16 protein-coding genes are annotated in these 21,050 nt (G+C 52.0%); 6 read left to right on the top strand and 10 right to left on the bottom strand.

Annotation, left to right across the window (positions count from 1 at the left end):
• Positions 1–509: 509 nt before the first annotated feature.
• The 5 genes from ACN0YN_RS25600 to ACN0YN_RS25620 form a co-directional block, all read right to left on the bottom strand.
• Complete coding sequence (locus ACN0YN_RS25600; protein ID WP_002644904.1) at positions 510–740, bottom strand: hypothetical protein; 231 nt, start codon at positions 738–740, stop codon at positions 510–512.
• Entirely contained in the window at positions 737–2,347 is a 1,611-nt protein-coding gene (locus tag ACN0YN_RS25605; RefSeq protein ID WP_417387874.1) for a sodium:solute symporter family transporter, read from the bottom strand. The genes ACN0YN_RS25600 and ACN0YN_RS25605 overlap by 4 nt, the downstream gene beginning before the upstream one ends.
• A gap of 134 nt (positions 2,348–2,481) precedes the next feature.
• Entirely contained in the window at positions 2,482–3,249 is a 768-nt protein-coding gene (locus ACN0YN_RS25610; protein ID WP_417387875.1) for an SGNH/GDSL hydrolase family protein, read from the bottom strand.
• 113 nt (positions 3,250–3,362) lie between these two features.
• A complete protein-coding gene (locus ACN0YN_RS25615) occupies positions 3,363–3,848 on the bottom strand; it encodes a DinB family protein (protein ID WP_417387876.1) in 486 nt (161 codons plus the stop codon).
• A gap of 105 nt (positions 3,849–3,953) precedes the next feature.
• Positions 3,954–4,916 (bottom strand): hypothetical protein, encoded by a 963-nt coding sequence (locus ACN0YN_RS25620; RefSeq protein ID WP_417387877.1) that lies wholly within the window; start codon positions 4,914–4,916, stop codon positions 3,954–3,956.
• A 75-nt stretch (positions 4,917–4,991) separates the two neighbouring features.
• Here ACN0YN_RS25620 and ACN0YN_RS25625 point away from each other — a divergent pair, with 75 nt between their 5' ends.
• Together ACN0YN_RS25625 and ACN0YN_RS25630 are read left to right on the top strand one after the other, a co-directional pair.
• On the top strand, positions 4,992–5,822 hold the full coding sequence (locus ACN0YN_RS25625; protein WP_417387878.1) for an FG-GAP repeat domain-containing protein: 831 nt from the start codon (positions 4,992–4,994) through the stop codon (positions 5,820–5,822).
• On the top strand, positions 5,819–6,019 hold the full coding sequence (locus ACN0YN_RS25630) for a hypothetical protein (RefSeq protein ID WP_417387879.1): 201 nt from the start codon (positions 5,819–5,821) through the stop codon (positions 6,017–6,019). The genes ACN0YN_RS25625 and ACN0YN_RS25630 overlap by 4 nt, the downstream gene beginning before the upstream one ends.
• A 355-nt stretch (positions 6,020–6,374) precedes the next feature.
• Here ACN0YN_RS25630 and ACN0YN_RS25635 read toward each other — a convergent pair whose 3' ends face one another.
• Positions 6,375–7,835: a sulfatase gene (locus tag ACN0YN_RS25635; RefSeq protein ID WP_417387880.1), complete on the bottom strand. Its 1,461-nt coding sequence runs from the start codon at positions 7,833–7,835 to the stop codon at positions 6,375–6,377.
• Positions 7,836–8,205: 370 nt separating this feature from the next.
• Between ACN0YN_RS25635 and ACN0YN_RS25640 the strand changes: the two genes are divergently transcribed.
• Together ACN0YN_RS25640 and ACN0YN_RS25645 are read left to right on the top strand one after the other, a co-directional pair.
• Positions 8,206–9,762: a HEAT repeat domain-containing protein gene (locus ACN0YN_RS25640; RefSeq protein ID WP_417387881.1), complete on the top strand. Its 1,557-nt coding sequence runs from the start codon at positions 8,206–8,208 to the stop codon at positions 9,760–9,762.
• Between the two features lie 157 nt (positions 9,763–9,919).
• The gene (locus ACN0YN_RS25645) at positions 9,920–11,314 is read left to right on the top strand and encodes a DUF1501 domain-containing protein (protein ID WP_417387882.1); all 1,395 of its coding nucleotides are present in this window, start codon (positions 9,920–9,922) and stop codon (positions 11,312–11,314) included.
• A gap of 146 nt (positions 11,315–11,460) precedes the next feature.
• Here ACN0YN_RS25645 and ACN0YN_RS25650 read toward each other — a convergent pair whose 3' ends face one another.
• Positions 11,461–12,018 carry a hypothetical protein gene (locus ACN0YN_RS25650; protein ID WP_417387883.1) on the bottom strand — a complete coding sequence of 186 codons (558 nt, stop codon included), beginning with the start codon at positions 12,016–12,018 and terminating at the stop codon, positions 11,461–11,463.
• A gap of 908 nt (positions 12,019–12,926) precedes the next feature.
• On the opposite strand from ACN0YN_RS25650, the gene ACN0YN_RS25655 reads away from it, so the two are divergent.
• Together ACN0YN_RS25655 and ACN0YN_RS25660 are read left to right on the top strand one after the other, a co-directional pair.
• Positions 12,927–13,289: a PadR family transcriptional regulator gene (locus ACN0YN_RS25655; RefSeq protein ID WP_417387884.1), complete on the top strand. Its 363-nt coding sequence runs from the start codon at positions 12,927–12,929 to the stop codon at positions 13,287–13,289.
• Complete coding sequence (locus ACN0YN_RS25660; protein ID WP_417387885.1) at positions 13,286–15,505, top strand: HAAS signaling domain-containing protein; 2,220 nt, start codon at positions 13,286–13,288, stop codon at positions 15,503–15,505. Before ACN0YN_RS25655 ends, ACN0YN_RS25660 begins: the two co-directional genes overlap by 4 nt.
• Before the next feature lie 5 nt (positions 15,506–15,510).
• On the opposite strand, the gene ACN0YN_RS25665 is transcribed toward ACN0YN_RS25660, so the two are convergent.
• The 3 genes from ACN0YN_RS25665 to ACN0YN_RS25675 all read right to left on the bottom strand — a co-directional run bounded on the left by ACN0YN_RS25665 (position 15,511) and on the right by ACN0YN_RS25675 (position 20,946).
• Positions 15,511–18,315, bottom strand: coding sequence for a carboxypeptidase regulatory-like domain-containing protein (locus tag ACN0YN_RS25665; protein ID WP_417387886.1), 2,805 nt, complete (start codon positions 18,313–18,315; stop codon positions 15,511–15,513).
• A gap of 1 nt (position 18,316) precedes the next feature.
• Positions 18,317–18,703 carry a BlaI/MecI/CopY family transcriptional regulator gene (locus ACN0YN_RS25670; protein ID WP_417387887.1) on the bottom strand — a complete coding sequence of 129 codons (387 nt, stop codon included), beginning with the start codon at positions 18,701–18,703 and terminating at the stop codon, positions 18,317–18,319.
• A gap of 293 nt (positions 18,704–18,996) precedes the next feature.
• On the bottom strand, positions 18,997–20,946 hold the full coding sequence (locus ACN0YN_RS25675) for a PAS domain S-box protein (RefSeq protein ID WP_417387888.1): 1,950 nt from the start codon (positions 20,944–20,946) through the stop codon (positions 18,997–18,999).
• Positions 20,947–21,050: the final 104 nt, after the last annotated feature.

Consider the following 21,050-nt stretch of genomic DNA (forward strand, 5'->3'; position numbering starts at 1 on the left):
GGATGTTTAATGGCGACGGCCTGCAACAGTGGTCGATCCCGAATAGATGGTTGAGCGTACCGCTTGATTGTGTCTCAGAAAGGGATCCATGCGCAAAGAATAAAATCACTTGACAAGACGTTCTTCATAGATGGGCCCGAATATCATTCGGGCCGAGCGCAGCGAGCAGGAAACTGTCAGAGCAAGTGATCATTTCAGGTAGGGGCGAACCCATGTGTTCGCCCGCAATATCGATGAGCTTTACATTGTCGTGCTACGAATGTTTTTAATGGTCCCGTTCCGAGGCAGAAACCAGTAGATTTTCTCCAGGCGGGCGGACACATGGGTCCGCACCCTACAAAATCAAATGGGAAACTCGTCCCCAGTTTGAAGTCTTTCACTGACAGTTTCCTGTTGTCTGCAACAATCCCGAATTACATTCGGGACCACCCAGGTTCTGACCGCTCACCAACCAAATGCTTTCGTGTCATTTCGTGCTTTTCGTGGTAGAAAAAAACAGCTGCCCCGATTCAGAAAATGCTGTAGATCACAATCTGAATCGCCAGTGCCAGGCAGGCCCAGATTTTCAGGTTCTGATACCAGTGCGTCGCGTTCTCTGCAGTCGTTGTTTCGCGGGGGAGCCGCAAGACCCAGATCAGGACGGCGACCAGGGTCCCGACAAACAGCAGTCGGACGGCGGACATCGGAATCTGTACCACCAGGTCACGCACGAAATTACCAATGTGATGCAGCGGCGTCATGCGGTCTCCTTTCGTGATTTAAGACTGAATACCAGCCCCGCGATTTTTTCTTCCGGCTCTGGTTTTGTCAGCAGGCTGATGATCACAATCAGTGAAAACGAAACCACAAACGCCCAGATCGAAAAGTAGAGAAACGGTTCGGAAATCTGGAACAAAGGCTCGATCCCCAAAGCCGTGTAGACGTCCGCCTGGTTCAACGCGAACAGCGTGATTGAAAAACAGACACCGACAATGAACCCGATGAAGGCAGCCACGCCGGTTGCCCGCTTCCAGAGCAGGCCGGTGAGCAGGATCGCAAACGCGGGTCCCTGGAAGAACGCCATCAGTGTCTGGAAGATCGTGTAGATACCTTCGCTGCGGGTCATCAGAAAGAAGGAGAAACCGATCGCCCAGAGTACCAGCAGAAACGTCACCACGCGGCCGATGTTCAACAGCGATTCATCACTGGCGTCTCTGCGATAAAAGCGTTTATAGAAATCGTTGGTCACAATTGTCGATGCGGAGTTGAGGTAGGAGTCGATACTCGACATCAGCGCCGCCAGGAAGGCCGCCAGGAACAACCCTTTTAATCCGGTTGGCAGCAGATGCGAAATCAGTTCGGGAAACGCCTGGTCGCCGTCGGTCAGTTCGGGAAATTTCACAAACGCGATCAGGCCGGGCACTGCGACCACGACCGGCACCAGATTTTTCAACAGCGCGCCCCACACATAAGCGGCTTTCGCATCGAATTCACTCTTGGCGCCCAGTGAACGCTGCACAATCGCCTGGTTACCAATCCAGTAAGCCGGGCTCAGAATCAATGCCAGACCAAAGAAGATCCCCGTCCAGGGGAACGGCGTGTCGGCGTCGGCAGGCAGAATGAGTGACGTATGCGAGACATCGGGAACGCCTGCCTTCGGCTCTGCTTCTGCTTCCTGTTGTTCGCTGGCAGCTGCCTGCTTCTCGATCTGTATTTGTTCCTGTTTTTTGATCTCAGCCTGAAAATTGTCGATGCCGCCCAGGTCGATGATTCCCAGTACAAGCACCAGCAGACAGCCTCCGATCATGATCACGCATTGAATCATGTCGGTGTAGACGACCGCCGCCAGACCACCGGAAATCGTGTAGATGCCGACCAGGAACGCGGTCAGATAGATGCAGGTATTGACGGTCATACCCAGGTGCACGTGCATCATTTTCGCAGAAGCCAGCAGCATGATGCCCAGGTTGCACGCCATAAAAATGATCCAGCAGATCGCCAGCGCCGAGCGGACCGCGACATTGAACCGCCGTTCCATGTATTCGGGAATCGTGGTCACGCCGCTCCGCCAGAAAAAGGGGATGAACACAAACGCGGCGATGATCATCGCTGGCACACAGCCGATCCATTCGAAATTCGCGACCGCCAGACCATGCTGATGCGCGGCTCCCCCCGTTCCGACAATATCGACAGCACCAATATCGGTTGCCACCAGCGACATGCCAATCGCCCACCACGGCAGCTTGCGGCCGGCCAGGAAGTAATCGGAACCGGTTTTGATTTTGGAACCGATATACAGACCCAGGCCCAGTGTTCCGATCAGATATGCGGCGATGACGGCAAAATCGAGGAACGACAGTGACTGCATGAGGAAAGAACCCTGAATGACTTTCGAAATCAGATGGAGTGAGCGACCCGCTGAAGTGATTCCTACGATACAGCGATCCCGCGCAAAAATCGACCGTTACCGCAGGAATTCAGGTGAGACCGCATCGCAGGCGTTCATTTGTCCTGCTTCGCCAGTACCGCTTTGATTTGAGGCAGCAGCAGATCCGCCACCATTCGCTGCCCCTTTGTGTTGGGATGCATGCCGTCCAGCAGCAGATCATCGGCGGCCTGATTGTCCTGTTTGTCATAGTTTTCAAACGCCGCATACACATCGATGAGCGGCACGTTTTCTTCTTTCGCGATCTTCCGCGCCGCAGCCGCATACGATTTCAGCAGCACGTTGAACCCCTGTGGATCATCGGGATCATACGGGGGTTTGCCATACAGCTGTTTCATGCGGGGAATCCACCGTAGCGAGTTCGGCGTCATCAGGATCACCGCGATCTGTTTTTCTTTGAGCTGTCTGATCATCTTCCGCAGGTTGGCGTCATACTGTTCCACCGAAACCCGCGACTTCGTTTCCGGCGGATCGCGCCAGACATCGACGGCGGAATCGTTGATGCCATACTGAATCACCACCAGATCGGGATCATGCTGCAGCACATCTTTTTTAAACCGGGCGATGGCGTTCTGCGTCGTGTGTCCTCCAATCCCGGAGTTCACCACTTTCACGGGCTTGTCTTCTGTGGGCAGCTCTTTCTGCAGAATCATCGAATACACGACCAGCGGCCCGCGCGTCGCGGTGGTCGAATCGCCAAAGGTGACGATGGTGGTCTGGTCCGAATTCGCCGGCTCTTTCTCCGCTGCCAGCAGAGCCGAACCAACCAGGCAACCCGTCAGCAGTGAGAAACAAAACAGGAAACGCGCAGTACGATGCATCATGAATTCAGCCTGTCTGTGAAAAAACAAAAGCGGCGCTATGCAGTCTCAGTGAGTCTATTCAGACTAAACAAAGTAGCCTCTGGTTGCAATTGTTTTCACAGCAAATCGGCGGCTTAAAAAATATGCCCCAGCCCCCGATCGCGGCGGCAGCTGGAAAGTTGCGCCAGATGAAAGGCAAAGTGATTCGTCAGCAGCAGCGAGATTGCATGCCCCACTGTTTGCACGGGGGTCCCTTCAAAAAACTCAATCCCATGCGGCCCGGATACTTCTTCCGGCTTCGCTTCCGCCGCCATTGACTGCAGAGTTTCATAAGCCTGATTGAGCGACGTGATCAACGTGTCTCGCGTCAGAGATTCCTCTGGCTGAACGTCATCACTGGAACCGGGTCCAAACAGTGGCGCCCAGTTTGGATGCGTCAGGCTGCCGCCCAGAAACGTCTGTCCCAATTCGCCGACAATCGCCAGGTGACCAAGAATCCAGACCGGCGGATGTCCGTGCCCCTGTCCGCGCGTGAAGAGACATTCCTCAGGCAGATCCGCCACGATGGTGGCCAACTGCTTCAACTGCAACTGGTTAATGGCAATTTCGTTTTCGAACATATTATCACCTCTGGAGTTTTTCATTGTCTGTCAATCGTTATGAAAGTCTAAGGTAGTCAGGTGAAATGTGACAGTCAAGAATGGCAAATTCAGATTGAGAGACCGTTATGGAGTATCTTTGTATGGGAGAGGCCAGTCGATTTCTTTGCCTGTTTTGAGTTCCAGCAGGTGTTTCTTTTGAGAGAGATCCTGGTAGAGCAAATACTGATCTGCATACACGCCGACGAGCTTCAGGTAGATCGATGTTCCCGTTTCTGCCAGATTGATTTTGGCACCGGGTATGGATTTCCCATGTTCTTCAATAAAAAACTGCAAGTTGCCAGTGTGTCGACTCCATTTCCATTGACTGGGCCGCAGCGTTCGCTGAACGCGCATGGTGTGGGTATCGAATTGAATGATTCGCCCATCCTCATATGAAATCGCCAGAAATCGATTCTCATCCAGCCAGCAGAAAGTTTTTATTTCCAGGCCGCGCATCGCAATGTAGGGCTGCTCGGGATTTATTAAAATCCGGATTGATCCTGGAAACTCAAAAAGTCTAAAAATGTCCTGTTTATTTTCAGATTCGATTCCGATGTCCATCTGGCGATAGTTGGATGACTGAAAGCTGCGTGCGATATAACCTGCTGACTGTTCGCGGATGACTGCAAGCCGGCCTGTCGCCTGCATCACCAGCAGAGTTGTGCCGTCCGGAGACAGGGAGATGGAATTAATGTAGCCAATTGCCCAGCGAGAACCATCTTCTTTTTTGAGCGAAATCTCACGCCAGTCTGTACCATTCGGACCTGTAATACTCAGTACCAGGTCACGTGTCTCACTGGAAATGGAAAACAATGTTTTGGGGCAGGGTGAATGTGCAGCGATCGCACGATTGTCAAGCTTGAGGGGCGGCAGACCAGCAGCAGTCTGATCCGCGCTGTCGGTCAGAGCGAGACTTTTCACTTCGCAGATCAGGTCCCGGGTTTCGTCGGCTGTTAGACAGTCGGGTAAAGAGATCAGCAAGCCGAGGATCAGGGCCAGCTTCAGTCTGTTCTGAATTGAGTTTCCGGTAGTGGCAGGCAGCCGCATGGAATCTTCTCCCGAAAATCGTGTGTTACTGAGGACGCGCTCGATTATACTCTCTTAGATAGTAAGGAGTTCAAGATGAATCGAGGGGAAACGATGCAGATCATATCAGGTTTTATTAATTCCAGCGCCGGCCGTTTCGTGCTGGTGGTGCTATTGCTGATGGCGTGTCTGTGGGTGAATGATTCCCGGGGTCAGGTTGAAGGGGGCCCTGCAGAGAAAATTCAATTGCAGTTCAAGGTACCCATTATCCCGGAGCAGATGTGGGTGTTTCGAAAGACCGACGGTCTTGATCCCCCGGAAGAGGGAGTCATTTTCTGGATTGGTAACAACAGGGAAGGAGAAGGACGATTTCTGGCTGTGACCAGTGAAAAGGTATTAGTGGAAAATACATTTCAACAACTACTGACACAGAACATGAAAGCCGATGATCCACGTCTGCTGTATTTCGGCTCGACTTACCCGCGAAATTCCTTTTTTCATCGCATTGATTTAGATGGAGATGGGTCTGATGAAGTGCTGCTGACGTCAACAGGTGGAGTCGCTGATAATGCGTTTCTGACAATCTTCAAAGTCACATCTGCGGGGGTCAGGCAGATCTACAAGGATGGAAGCCGCTTCTCTCTGCGGATCATTGATATCGACAATGACGGAATATACGAACTTGCCAACGCCGGATTTGAATGGGTGGCACAGGAGAATGTACCTGGCCCCAAAGAGTTCGCCATCTATTCGCTGAACCAGGGAAGCTATGTTCGCACGAAGACAATGACGGCTGAGGAATTTATCCGGTTAGAAGGGCGGTTCAGCAAACAGAGACGACTGAATGCACCTGTGACGTTAGAGAAAAGACCGGTCTTCACTTTGTATCCAGCGGAAAAGCAATCACATACACTGGGACCAAAATGAACGACGACACGACACACAAAAATAGTACAGATGACCAACTTGCACCGGCGGAAAACTGGTCGGTCTGGCGGCAGGGGGATGACGGGAATCGCTTTCTGATTGAAGCGGGGCTCTCGGAAGCAGTCGCGAAACAGAAGGTTGCGGAATTCGAATCGCATGGGCACAAACAGCTCTACTGGGCCACGCAGTCGCGTTAAGAACACGCGCAATAAAAAAGGGCTGGAAGCCCAAGCTCCCAACCCTTAAAGTACGTAGTACTCCTGTTTGTGTAACACTTACAATTGGGTTACAAGATCCACAACTGACTACTCAGACGCGAGCGTCTGTCTTGGGTTCATCAGCAGAGACTTGCTCCCAGTTTTAATTGTTATACACGCTTAGTTCGGCAGCGCGAGTGACGAATCTTGAACGCGCATCACAAAATTTTCGGCAGAAATCGTGTGCCAGAAAAACAGCCGTCACGATTTTACTGAATGGTAAAACTGGTTTTATCTGCGGGCATTCGCTTGCAGATTTTCCGATGTATATCGGCTGCGAATACGCGACGATTTTTTACAGTTCAGGAATCGGATCGTCGGGCTTGATGTCTTCTTCTTCCCAGTTTGCCTGACCGTTTTCATAACGCAGAATTCGATGCTTGCTGCCCGGCGCGGGCTTCTCATTCACAGTAGGCAGCCACGCGCGATGCTCTTCAATCAGCTTGGCATAATTGGGATCACCGCTCAGGTTTTTCCATTCTGCCGGATCCTGTTTCATGTCATAAAATTCTTCCGATCCGTCGGCGTAATGAATGTACCGATAGTTCTCGGTCCGCACTGAAGTGTTATTGCGGTTATGAGATGTAATGGCAGGCCATTTGCGAGGCGTGTTGGCATCCTTCAGTTGAGGCACCAGTGAGTGTCCTTCCAGGTCCGTGCGGGCCGGCAGGTCACACAACTCGATCAGCGTGGGATAAATGTCCAGCAGTTCGGCCGGTTTTTCGCAGACTGCATTTTCCGTAATCCCGGGGCCGGCGAAAATCAGCGGGACCCGCGTCGAACGTTCCCACAGTGTATTTTTCCCCGTGATCAGTTTTTCACCCAGATGCCAGCCATGATCCGACCAGATCACGATGATCGTGTTTTCGTCCAGATTGTTTTTCTCAAGTGCATCGGTCACGCGGCCGATCTGACTGTCGACGAAGCTGGTGCACGCCAGGTACGAACGGACCAGGTTCTTCCACTGATTCGCTTCCTGCAGAAACTTGAAGCGGGGCTCGGGCAGTTTCCAATGCAGGTACCAGGAAAAGCGGGGCGTGTCGTCCCGGTCGGTTGCCAGAAACGCAGGGAGCTGCAACGTCTCTTCCGGATACAGGTCGAACCACTGCTGTGTCGCGTAACAGGGAACGTGAGGCAGGAAAAATCCGACCGACAGGAAAAACGGTTCCTGCGGTTTTTTGTTCAACTGATCGACGGCCCAGCTGGCGACCTGCCAGTCCCCTTTCTCTTCGTCTTTATGTGGAAACGTACCCCAGTCGACCAGCGGATGCGGATTGGGGGTCTGCACCAGTTTTTTCGGCGGCTTTACTCCCACTCCCGCCGGTGGTCCGATGACCGAGAATTCCTGATCGGTTTTTTTACGACCGTAGCCGCCATGATAAATTTTGCCGGTTGTATAAGTTTTGTAACCGTTCTGTTCCAGGTACTGCGGCAGCGAGACCCGGTCTTTGAAACGATCGATCGTACGGAACCAGGGGGCCAGACCGTACACGCCGGTGGTCGAAGGTCGCAGGCCCGTCATCAGGCTGGTTCGCGATGGATTACAAAGCGGCGACTGACAGTGGGCATTCGCGAACAGGGTTCCCTTCGCGGCCACTTTGTCGATGTTCGGGGTCTTGATCTGAGGATGCCCTTTCAGACAGCCGATCCAGTCGTTCTGGTCATCAATGGCGATGAACAGGATATTCGGCTTCTGGGCCGCCTGCAGGGGGGTATAAACAGCGCAGAATAAAACCAGCATCATCAGCAAGCGCATCCGAAGTTCCTTTCAATGAATCCTGAAAGCATGAAGAAATGAAGCAATGATTTATCATACCAACTGGTTTAAGGGAAAGAAAAGACCTGACGACGAATTCTCGTGACAGGAAAACGCTTCCGAGACAATTTGTCGGCGTTCAGGGGGATCTGGACTGCGTATAATAGACTGTGTCCAGTTTTACTGTAGCGTCTCCAGGGCCATTTGGACCGAGTATCTTAGATCGAGAGACGCTATGGTTAATTGTGATACCCTCTAGAATGTCAGTCGCGGCGACAGAACCTTTTCGGGAATCAACTGTCCTGTTAAGACTGTGATAACAATGTGCAATCACAGCCTCATAAAATGAACTTCATTAACAAAAGGAAACATGCCAGTAAATCAGAATCGTGAATCAATGAACCCGGCACACCGAGAGCAAATCGAACGAATCCTGGAAAAGCTGAAGCGAGTACGCCAACAGTTTCCGGACGATCTTGGTGCCGAGACCCATCGCTATGAACTCAATCCCCCCATCAAAGAACAGGCGTTGCTCGATTTCGAAGCCGAACATCAGATCCGCCTGCCTGAAGAATTTCGGGCCTTTCTACTGTACGCCGGCAATGGGGGCGCCGGTCCGTATTATGGTATTTATCCATTAGAAAAATGGAATGACTTCAGTGACTGGATCGGCGATGAACTGAGTCCCGATTATCTGTCGCGCCCCTGTCCGCTCTATTTTCGGATGGAACGTACTGACGACTGGGCGGATCAGTTCGACACGAAAACGCCGTTTCAGGGCACCCTCTCCATCGGCTCGCAAGGTTGCGCTTATGAAATGCTGCTGATTGTGACGGGCGCCTTCCGGGGGCGTGTCGTCTATGCCGATGCGGATGGTCAGACGCCATTCGTCACGTATGAACCCGATTTCCTGACCTGGTATGAACGCTGGCTGGATGAACTGCTGGGCGGTTATAAAATTTTCTGGTTCGGGATGGACATGGGGGGCACGGAAGCAGAGTTGCTGACGCTGCTCAAGGATCCGGAGTCAAGCGATCTGGACAAAGCAGACGCGTTGAGCGCGCTCTGGAGATTTTCGAAACTCTCCACCGAATCGCAGGCTTTGATTCCGAGCTTCCTGTTCGACTCTCATTCGGAAGTCCGCGCCAGCGCCTGTCGAATGATTCGTAATTTCGATCTGCATTATGCAGAAGAGGCGGTCGGTAAATTACTCTCTGATGTGGCTCCCGAACCCAGGCAGGAAGCGATCCTGACGCTGATGGAATTCGATGCGCCGCGCTGGCGCGACCGGGTATTTGCGCGCTTGCGCGATCCCGTTCAGAGTGTGACCGAGGCGGCTTTTCGAACCCTCGATAAAGCAGGTGCACTGTCGCGGGCTCAACTGCTGGCGCTGATCAACGATCCGCCCAATGAAGACATCCAGTATCGAGCCGTCTACACCATCAAGTGGAAGCCGGAAGATGTGGATCTGCTGCTCAGGCTGCTGGGTCACAGTCAGGATATGATCCGGTTTTATACAACCCTGGGTTTGCGTCAGATCTCTGCGCGGGAAGCCGTAGAACCAGTCATCGCACTTCTGGATCACGAGATCGATCCCTTGACGAGAGGCAGCATGCTGAAGCTGCTGGCAGAGCTGGACTACGGTCCGTCTCGCGAGGTGTTGCTCGCATGGGCAGAGAAGGGAGACGATTTCGAACGGATGGAATCAGTCGAAGGGCTGAGTCAACTGGGCGACGAACGGGTGATTCCTGTTGCAAAGAAGATGCTGCAGGAGACGAACAGACCCGTTCAATATGATGCCAGCGGGTTTCGCAGTCGCGGACATTTGCGCTCGATTGGAGAACTGGTCGATGAAATTCTCAGTAAATCGACCAGCAGAGCAATTCGCAGGCTCTCGTCACGACACGCGTGGTGGAAGTTCTGGTAATAAAGCGGCACGCCGTTTTTCAATCGACACAAAAACCTGCCAACCCCGGAGAACGCGATAGACTTTCTGATGAGATAGAGCTGGAAAGCATAAACAATAGTTGATATATTTGACGATACCTGTAAGCAGACGATTTTCATTGGCTCAGGAAAAAATCATGCTTTCATTCTGCAATCATCACGGCAAACAGGGTCGACGTGAATTCCTGCGCGCGGGCGGTCTTGCGCTCGGCGGGTTGACTCTGCCTGGCCTCATGTCACTGAAATCGCAAGCGGCGGGTTCGGGGACGCTGTTGAAGAATAAATCGGTCATCTTCCTGTTTATGCATGGGGGACCGAGTCAGATTGAGACGTTCGATCCTAAGATGACGGCACCGTCGGGAATTCACAGTGTGACGGGCGAAGTCTCAACGAAAATTCCCGGCGTGACATACGGAGGGACATTTCCGAAGTTGGCGCAACAGGCCGATCGCATTTCGATTATCCGTTCGTATCGTTCTGGTGACAGTCGCCATGATATCAAACCGATTGTCCACAAGGATACGCTCGATGCCAACCTGGGATCGCTGTATTCGCGTGTGGTGGGTTCGAATCATCCCAGGAACGGAATGCCTACGAATGCGGTGCTGTTTCCGCGGGCCATTGATGAAAAGATGATGCCGGCCATTACGAAGTTTGGCAAATTCGATTCACCGGGGCAGATGGGAAGTGCCTACGCGCCGTTCGTTCCTGGTGCCGGCGGTGATCTGCAGTCGAATATGTCACTGTCGATCTCCCCGAACCGTCTTGATGATCGCCGACTGTTACTCGCCAAACTGGATCGCGCCCGCTGGGCAGCTGAGAAAAGCGAGACGTTCGCTGCCTCCTCGGATCTGCAGCGACAGGCGTTTGACGTGATTCTGGGTGGTGTTTCCAAAGCCTTTGATTTATCGGAAGAAGACCCTCGGGTCGTGGCCCGCTACGATACCGCTCCGCTGGTCCGGCCCGAAACAATCAGCAGGCGCTGGAAGAATTATCAACGCTACATCGACAACGCGCAATCGCTGGGTAAGCTGCTGTTGATGGCCCGTCGTCTGTGTGAAGCGGGTTGCGGGTTTGTGACGATCACCACAAATTTTGTCTGGGACATGCACGCCGACAGTAATAACGCGGGCGTGGCCGAGGGGATGGATTACATGGGCGTCCCCTTCGATCACGCGGTCTCTGCGTTTCTGGAAGATGTGCGCGAGCGGGGTTTGAGCGATGACATTCTCCTGGTCTGCACGGGCGAAATGGGACGCACTCCCAAACTCAACAGCCGCGGCGGTCGCGATCACTGGGGTAATTTATCGCCGCTGATGTTAAGCGGGGGCGGTCTCAACATGGGGCAGGTGATTGGTCAGTCAGACCGACATGCCGGCGGTCCGCAGACCGAGCCTGTTGAACGCAAGGACCTTGTGACCAGTATCATGCACACGCTGTTCGACCTGGGCGAACTTCGTATCACCCGCGGCGTTCCCAATGAAGTGGTCCAGGTCGCGACTGCAGGCAGACTGATCCCCGGCCTGTTTTAGGGCGCATCCCATTTCACCATAGCGTTTCTCAGCATAATATACTCGGTCCAAATGGACCTGGAGACGTGACAATAAAACTGGATACAGTTAAAAGTGCTTCAGGCCGGGAAAACAGTCTCAATTAAGTGCTTCACCAGTGAAAACGTTTATGGGACTTCTGCGACCTGCACATTATCGATCAGCGCCGTACCCCCGGCGTTACCTTGCGAGGGAATACCAATTCTCAGCCGGAGTGTGCCGGTCCCTTCCGGTACTTTGATCTCGGTTTGAATGGTCTCCCATTCCGCCAGGTCCTGTTTCAGTTCCCGCTGTTCCGAACGGGCAAACCCCAGCGGTTTCTTTGCAGATTGATCCAGGCACTGTACCACCACCATTGGCAGCGACTGCAGACGTTGTGTCTTAACGCGCGCAGAAACACGATACGTTTTTCCCGCCTGAAATCCCTGCAGATCCTGGTGGGCATTGTAAACCACCTGTTGCCGGGGATGGTCTGCCGCCACCTTGATCGCCAGCACACGCGAACCATTTGCCTGGGGCTCCATTTGAGACTGGTAGCTGACCAGTTGGGACTGACCAGGCAGCGAAGTAAAATACCAGCCACTGGGCAGCGTGGAACGCGGGTCAACGGTTTCAAAGTCCGCATTCACAACCTGCGGGGCCTTGGATGTCGCTGCACACAGAGCGAGCGCGAGTAACACAACCATTCTTCAATCCTCCTTGAATTAAGAATCTAAATCCCAACCGGATCCCCATTCTGCAAGAACTGTGCCAGTCCTGCGATCTGTAAAACTGCGCAATCTGTCCAAAAGAGCGATGAAAATTTGCGATCCGAATCGGTCCGATTTGCAAAAACGGCCTGTAAGACTTACAGCCCGCCCGCTGTGAGCCGTGGCTCACGAAATGGATTTACTACCACGAAAAACACGAAACCACACGAAATTAAAAAACATTAGGTGGGCCTGGATGCACATCCGGGCCGAGCGCAGCGAGCAGGAAAGTGATAGTGGAATCGATGAATTCAGTAAACTGAAATCAATCAGATAAAGGCGAACAGATAATTTGACTCTACAGAAACTAGAATTGGAAACTCATTAAGGGTTCGAAAATATTCCCTGTCAGTTTCCTGTTGTCTGCGACAATCCCGAATTACATTCGGGACCACCCGGCGTTGTTCAGAAAAATGGATTTACTACCACGAAAATCACGAAACCGCACGAAAGTAAAAAGCAATGGGTAGGCCCGGATGCACATCCGGGCCGAGCGCAGCGAGCGGGAGGTCGCAGCTCACTCAATCAATTCAGAAGAGATTTCCTACCAAGCAGGAATCCATTCACGAGTATCAATCATAAACTCAATTTCAACACAGACGAAGCAGATTCACCCACAACCTCCTGTTGTCTGCGACAACCTCGGATTACATCCGAGGCCACCCGATGTCGTTACCTCTTACCAAACAGATTCTTTCGTGTCATTTCGTGTTTTTCGTGGCAGAAAAAACACGGTGTTTGCAGCGATTCAACTCAGCGAAAAAATAATCCTTGACAGACATACTATGTTACACATAGTATGTAATTAAGTGAGTTGTCTTACCCTTTTGTGGAAGGAATCAATCATGCGCATCGAACGAGAACTGATGCGGGGTGCCGGTCCGGTAGCGGTTTTGAAGCTGCTGGAAGAGGGCCCGAAATATGGTTACGAACTCGTGGAAGCGCTGTCCGAACAGACGGCCGGCATACTCGACATGGGGCAGTCCACGCTTTATCCACTTTTATATAACCTGCAGTCGCAGGGGCTGATTCGTCCCAGCTGGCAGGAAGCGGACAGCGGCCGCAAACGGAAATATTATTCGCTCACCGCGAAAGGGAAAAAACGCCTGGCGAATGACACGGCCCAGTGGATCGCCGTCGCCAGCGCGATGCAGAGCCTGGGCATTCTCGCCGATACGCCCCCCAGATTACAGGGAGGGGAAGCATGAACGCCGCCTCCGCCTCACTCCCCAAATGGAAACAGATTCTGCAGACGCCGATTTCGCATCTGCTCCGTGGACAGATCACCGGTCCCCCGGAACCACTGGAACAACTCGATACAAGTGCCTTGCCTGAAAATCTGATCGAAGCGATTCGGCAGATCACAGACCATCTGGATAGTCGGCTGCGCTGGAAGGTTGCGATTCGACTGACGAAATCCTGCAGTAGTCTGTTGCGCGAAGGCTGTGCGGCGACGCAACTGGTGGAACAGCTGAGTGAGCCGACCAGCATCGCCGCTTTAATTCGCATTACGCGCCGCACCGACTGGATTTTGAATGCCCCGCTACCCGCCCGTTTATGGCCGACGGTGGAACGGATTGTGATTCACGAAGGTGTAAAACGACGTGCTGCCCGCAGGATGCTGAAGCAGGTCTGTCAGACGCTGCAGTGGCAGTTGGACGGCGGTTGTTCGCCGGAAGCAATTAACAGTCAATGTGGCGAAGCGGCGGCGTTGAGCGGTCTGGTTTACGAAACGGATTCGCTGGGAGAACTGCTCGAGTATCGTCTGTCGGAGCCTGTATTGGCGGTCGTGCTGAATGTGGTGCAGCGAACCCGACTCTGGCCGGCAGAAAAACAGGACGTGGCTCGCGAACTCTGTGCCCACTTTGCCGATGGTCTTGAGCGAGGGGAAAGCGAAGCAGCGCTGATCGAGTCGTTCGGCTCTCCGCAGACCGCTGCGAAGCTTATCCGCCGCGCACGTCTGCGTAATCGTCCTTTCCACTGGCGCGCCCGCCGTCGGGTCTGGCAGACACTGATTGTCGCGTCGATACTCATCCTGATTCCCTGGTCTGTAGTGACTGTTCGCTTAATGGTCGCGCGGCCCACAATCCGGTTCGATGTAATCCAGCAGATGGATGACGAGAGCCGCAAGATTTCCAGGGAAGAGCGCGCATGGCCTCTTTACCTGCAGGGGCTCTCAATGTTAACAAAAGTTGACCGAATCAAATCGGCAAAACTCAATCTTGCCGAGATGTCTGATGGACCTGCCAGCAAGGACTGGCCTGATGTGAAAAAGTATTTGAAATCACATTCCCAGCAGATCGATACGTATCTTCAGGCGGCAAGCCGACCTGCACTCGGATTTATCAATCGACCTTTGCCGAATGATCTGAATCAATTTCGGGAATTGAACAGACCTTATGAGATGAATCCTGCAGGTAATACAGACTTCAACATTTACCTGCCGCAAGCTGAGGCACTGAGTGGCAGTGTTATCTCCCTGTTAACCGGTGCGATTCATCTGGCAGCAGAAGAGGGTAACGCGGAACGCTGTCTGGAACTGTTATTGGCGCGCATCAATGTCGTTGAACATTACCGTCAGACGGGTCCCTGGGCCATCATCCAGAGTAGCGCAAACGGAGAGGCAGGTCGTAGCGCACGACTGGCTGCAGAGATCGTAGAGACATATCCAAATCTGTTTAATGATCAACAGTTGAAGGTCCTTTTTCAAAAAGTACAACAAATGCCGATGCCGCCACTCAATATCAGTGAGACCCGAGAACAGGATGTTCAGAATCTTCTACAGCATGCCTACACAGACGATGGTAATGATGATGGCCGATTTACAATACGTGGCTTCCAGAGCTTGCAGACACTGGCAGAGAGTTCAATTCATGATCGTAATCTGTTGCTCTCGACGATTCCGTCTCTGGTCAGGCAGGATCCAAAAGAACCAGATCGAAACAGTTGGATCCCGTTTCAGGTCCAGTCAGGTTTCCTGGCGATGCAGATAGCGGATCGCAAAGAGATGCGTCGTGAGTTGTTGTATTTAAACCAGCTCCTGATTGAGGCGATTACCCAGGCAACTCCAGAGGCAGAAGATGCTTACAATAAAGAATATCACCGCCTGATGGATTCCCCTGAGTTGCGTCTCAAATATCTGCCGGCCTTATTGTTGATGTCTCCATTCGAGTCCTACACTTATATGAATTTCCACAAGAATTCGGTAACCCATCGTGCGGCAGCATTGACGATACTGGCAGCTGAGATGTATCGCCGGGACCATGGCCGGTTTCCAAAATCACTGCAGGAACTGGTTCCCACTTATTTCGCAGAAATTCCTGTCGACCCGCAGACCGGAAAACCGCTGCGTTATCAGCTCAAAGACGGACACCCGACGATTGAAGCTGACGCGTTGGATTCTCAGGCAGAAAAATCAGAGTGAGTTTCTCACTCTGTTTTCTTGAGCACGAATTCGATGTTTCGTACTTCCCCTTCTTTCAATTTGACCGTCTGTGGCTCTGTTGTGAACCCCTGCTTCTCAATCGAAATGGAGAGTTCCCGATCCGGCAGCAATTGACTGGATCTCCAGCGACCATCCTCCTGCGCTTCAAAATCGACGTCACCCCCATTTGCATATAGTAAACGTTTCTCTGGTTTGGGAAGGGATGTGTACTTACTGCTGATTTTGAACTCGCGAATCAGATTCCCCTGTTCATCGACGGCTTTCAGCAGCAGAATCGGTGCGGTAAAGCGGACGATTTCCAGCGTGGTCAGGTCCTCATTCAGCGTCCCCAGTTCGGCAATATAACCAAAGTGCAGAGGGTCTTCCGGTTTCAATCGCCAGAGTAAAGCCCCGTGTTCGTTGGTCATAAACTGGATGTCTGTTTGTTCGAGTCCACGGGGGACTTTGAATTCAAACCAGCCATCGTTCTTCGGAAGTGTACTCGTTCGGAAAATAAACTGACCGTTGATTCTGCCGGTAATATGCTGTTTATGACTTGCCCTTGGTTCCCCCTTACTGTTGAAAAAGCGACCACGGACGATCACAGAAGGAACTTCCTTAAACAGGATCGGTTCATGCGGCTGACCTTCAGCGATGGTCACTTCTAAAGGAATGAAAGTGTGATCCAGCTTCAGCGTTGCTGCCCGTTCGGGATCTTCGGTGTAATCTTCCACCTGCTCATCCACAACCGCCTTGTATTTTCCCGGGGGTAGTGGATTCAGTTCGAAACGCCCCTTCTTGTCTGTTTTTGTACCGGCTGTGATCGCGTTCGCTACCGCGTTGGCTTGTAAGAATTCATCGGCCTCTTTTCCATCTCCGTTACGACGTAGATTGACGGCAACATCGGGGACCGGTTTTCCATCCAGATCCAGTACCTGCCCGCGCAATCGCGTACCTGCCTCAAGTTTTAATATTCCCAGATCACCTCGCTGATCTCCCAGCCGATGCGCTAAAGGGCTGAACTTTTTTGAGAAAGCCCATACGACCCCGTCTCCAGGAGTCGCGACTGTCATTCGGAAACGCCCGTCCTGATCGGTCCAGGTCGTTTGAAACGCGCCAAATTCATAATGGAGTTTTTTTTCGTCCGGTGGAGGACGCTTGGAATAAACTAAGACTCGAATGTTGGCCGCCGGTGTTCCATCCGGTTGTTGGACCACTGCCGAGATCTCTTTCCCGGGGATCAGTTTGAGCTTACTGAAAAAAGGAGGAGCTCCGTTTTTCAGGTTTTTCAGAATCATGATATATCCGTAACCCTGGCGGCCCAGAGACTGATACTGCGGGTGATGGGCATCCACTTCGATATAGAGATAGTGTTCAGCGACTTCTTCCGGAGGCAGCGTGAAACGATAATTTCCATTCTGGTCGGTTTTGTGCGTTGTCGTTCGTATTGTACTCCAGCCACCTGTCGCAGGGTCCTGACTTAGTTGACGAGAGATTTCCACAGTCGCGTCGGGGATTGGCTCACCCGTGAACCGGTCAACGACGATGCCGGTATACGTCACGGGATCGGGAAGCGTCTTCTGCTTTTTGTCCTGAGGTTTTGAATTGGAGTTGTCTCTGGTGGGAGTCGCTTCGGGTTGCTTTTCTGTCTGTGCAGCTGTGTTCGTTTCCGAGACAGTATTTTTCTCATCAGGGGGTGCAGCACCCAGGCGCAGGACACTCAATCCACCAGCGATCAGCAATACAGAGACGATGATGGCAAATGCCGGCAATCGCCGGTAGTTCAGCAGGAGCGGCTGCGTTGATTTCACCAGCATACTGACCCGCTGCAGCAGCTGGGAACGCCGATCGCGAATGCCGAGCGTCCCTGCCAGTTTCGGTTGATGTTTTGCCCGCGCCAGCGAGACGAGAAAGGCGGCATAATCCTCGGTCGATTCCCCCTGTTGGGCAGCGAATGCGTCGGCAAGAAAGTCCTGGTTGAGGATTAACCGACGCCGCAACCACCAGTAAGCGGGCTGATAAAAACAGAGCAGCTTCACAAGATTGGCCAGCAGCAGTGTGCCGAAATCACGTCGCAGCACATGCGACCATTCATGCGCCAGACACCAGCGAAGTTCTGCCTGGTTCGACTTTGTTAAGAGTTCAGCGGGGATCACAATGGTCGGCCGCCACAGTCCCCACATGACGGGAGTTCGTACCTGGGAACTGACCAGCAGTCTGACGGCTGGAGCTGGAGTCCCGGTGACGGCAGCAAACAGATCGCATAGTTCAACCGGAGCCGACTGTGCCGCCCTGGTAATGAACCACAGGCGGGTGAATCCCACGGCGGTTCGTAACAGGAAAAAGCCGACGATCGTCAGATAGATTATCTGTAACGTGCGAAACAGGATTGAAAACAGGTCGATCTCATTCGCGGCCCGTGTTTCCTTCTGTGCTGCGTTTGCGGAACGGCTTGGCGGCGGGGAGACTGTGTTCGTGCTGGTTGCCGTCTCGAAGCGAGGCCGTGGTTCCTGAAGTGCGACCTCCGTTGCGGCGGAGGGAATCTGATGATTCTGAGATGGCGGGTGATCAACTTGTGTTTCAGTAATGCTGCCGGCCTCCTGCCAGAGATTCAGCGAGTATCGGGGAATGATGTTTCGCTGTTGCAGCAGAGGCACCAGCAGGCAGGCGACGAAGGTCCAGTGAATCAGGCGAATGCGGTAAACAGGCTCGCGACACAGCCAGATTGCGACGGCTCCCAGGAAGAGAATGATCGCACCGAATACCGTTGAATGGACCAGCCACGCGCCTGTTTCATTGAGCCACCACATATCACTTTCTCCCTTTGCGAGTGCGTCCCTTTTTCTGACGTGCTTCCACGATGAGCGCTTCCAGCTCACTTAATTCTTTGTCGCTGAGTTTTTCTGAACTTAACATGTTCAACATCAGTTCGTTCACAGAGCCGTCATAAACCTTATGCAGAAATCGCGATGAAACTTCTTCGCGCGTGCGCAGCGGTCGATACAGAAAAGAACGCCCCTGGCGTCGATGGGCAACGAGCCCTTTGTCATCCATGATGCGCAGCTGCGTTTGAATCGTGTTGAAATGCAGGCCCGAGGAGGGTTCAAGTCGCGCATGCACATCACGGACCGAACCTTCTTCAATCGCCCAGAGTACTTTCAGGATTTCCATTTCACGTTCGGTAGGAGCAGTTTCCATCGCCAGTCTGTTCTCTTTTCAGTGGATAGAGATACCCGAATGTTGCAGGTTTGATCAGATAAAAAGAATACCTAATAAATTAGTTATATCAGCCACGCGCGGAGCTGTCAAGAATATACCTAAATAATTCGGTGAGACAAAAAGGATCCCGTCAGAATGAGGAACCTGAGACGGGCTTGTTCCGGCAACCGGTTCTGCCCGACGGCATGATCTTTCAATTTTACTGCCACCTTGACAGACCAGCGGCACGCGTTTCTGGTTATTGGGGACGAACCTTCATTTAACGAATTGATTTAACTTTCAGAATGGTTAGGCTGCTCTTCATCGATCACCTGTCGCACTTTGACGGCCAGTTGATGACGACTGAATGGTTTTTGCAGAAAGATAATGCCGTCTTTCAGTACCCCATGATCGGCGATGATATTCACTGTATAGCCCGAGATGTATAAAACTTTCAGTGAGGGGCGAATGATCTTCAGAGTGTTAAATAAATCTTTCCCATTCATTTCCGGCATCACCACATCTGAGATCAACAGGTCGATCTTACCCTGAAAATTCTGTGCGGTCTGAATCGCTTCACGGGGGTTTGTGGCCGTCAGGACCTGATAACCCAGAGATGCCAAAATATCACGACTGGTACGCGCCAGCATTACTTCATCGTCAATCAGCAGTATGACTTCATTATTGCCTTCAGGTGTTTCATATGTTTCCTTCGTGATTTTAGTTTTCTCCCCTGTTGCCTGCCGAGGCAGAGAGATTTCAAATCGCGAACCACTTCCGACTTCACTGCTGACTTGAATCAAGCCTTTATTCTGTTTGACAATTCCATAAACGGTAGCCAGTCCCAGGCCGGTTCCTTTTCCCGCTCTTTTCGTAGTGAAAAAAGGCTCGAAAATACTATTCAATGTATCCTGATCCATGCCACTACCAGTATCGCTCACTGCCAGTTGCACATACTTGCCAGGAATATAACCCGGATGTTCCTGACAGAATGCTTCATCAAATTCAATATTCCGTGTTTCCAGTGTAATTTTTCCAATGCCGGAGATTGCATCGCTGGCATTCACACACAGATTGGCCAGGATCTGATCGATTTGTGAGGGATCCATTTTAACCAGTCCCAGGGATGATCCCGGCAACCAGATAAATTCGATATCCTCACCAATCAGCCGCCTCAGCATTTTGATCATGTCTTCAATGGTCTCGTTCAGATCAAGCAGCCTGGGCTCTATCACCTGACGACTGGCGAAGGCCAGTAATTGTTCAGTCAATTCCGCAGAACGTTCGGCGGCACTGCGAATTTCTACGAGATGGTCGTACAGGGGGTGTTTCGCATCGATGTCCAGTAATCCCAGTCCGACATGCCCTAAGATGACATTCAACATATTGTTGAAATCATGTGCCACACCACCGGCGAGCCGACCTATGGATTCCATTTTCTGAGAGGCAGCAAACTGCTCCAGCAGTTTCCGGTTTTCGACTTCCAGTAACTTTCTCTCAGAGATATCTTCGGTCAGCATTACTATACCACCAATGGTATCCGGCGATTCATGCCAGGGCTGAATCACCCAGCGCAGCCATTGCAGCGAACCATCCGCACGAATAAAACATTCTTCGTTACGTAAGACCGAACCGGCCAGTGCCTGCTGATGCGCTGTTTTCCAGTGTTCCGGGATTTCAGGGAAGACTTCATAATGGTAGCGACCGAGTAAATTCTCACCGTCCAGACCGTAGTCCTCCAGCCAGCGCTGGCTCGTTGCCAGATACCGCAGTTGCCGATCAAATAAAGCGATCGCGATAGGTGCGTTTTCAATAAACGTGTGTAAGACATGCTCATTGAGACCGAGTTTGGGATGAGTGTTCTGATCAACAGATTTTGTATGCAGTTGATACAGTGCTCCGATGATTTCCCCGGTTTCCTCCCTCACCGGTAAAATTCGCCCCGCAATTAAATGCTCTGCAGCGTGGCTTTCTTTCAGAAAGGTCCCGTCTGGGATATTTACTGTCCGGCCGGACTGCAGAACCGAATCCAGTAAATGACTGTGGTCGAACATCTGTGACTGATTAGAAAATTCCAAAACCTCAGAAACAGATTTACCCTGTACATCGCTCTGTCTCCTGCCGATCAGTTGCTCAGCGGCAGGGTTCATGAACATGATCTGTTTCTGGAGATTGAGCGCAATCAATTTGTCAGTCAAGTTCTGTAATGCTGCTGCATACCAGTCGGCATTATGTTGTCCCATTTGAGAGATTCCCCGTTCAATGAAAGTCTGTTGAAACAGGAATTTGAGATGATCCGGACAGAGTTTCTCCTCTGGAAATAATGATTTCAACTCAAGCCCGCAAA

Origin of the sequence: Gimesia sp. (assembly GCF_048260065.1) — a bacterium.
Classification (GTDB): domain Bacteria; phylum Planctomycetota; class Planctomycetia; order Planctomycetales; family Planctomycetaceae; genus Gimesia.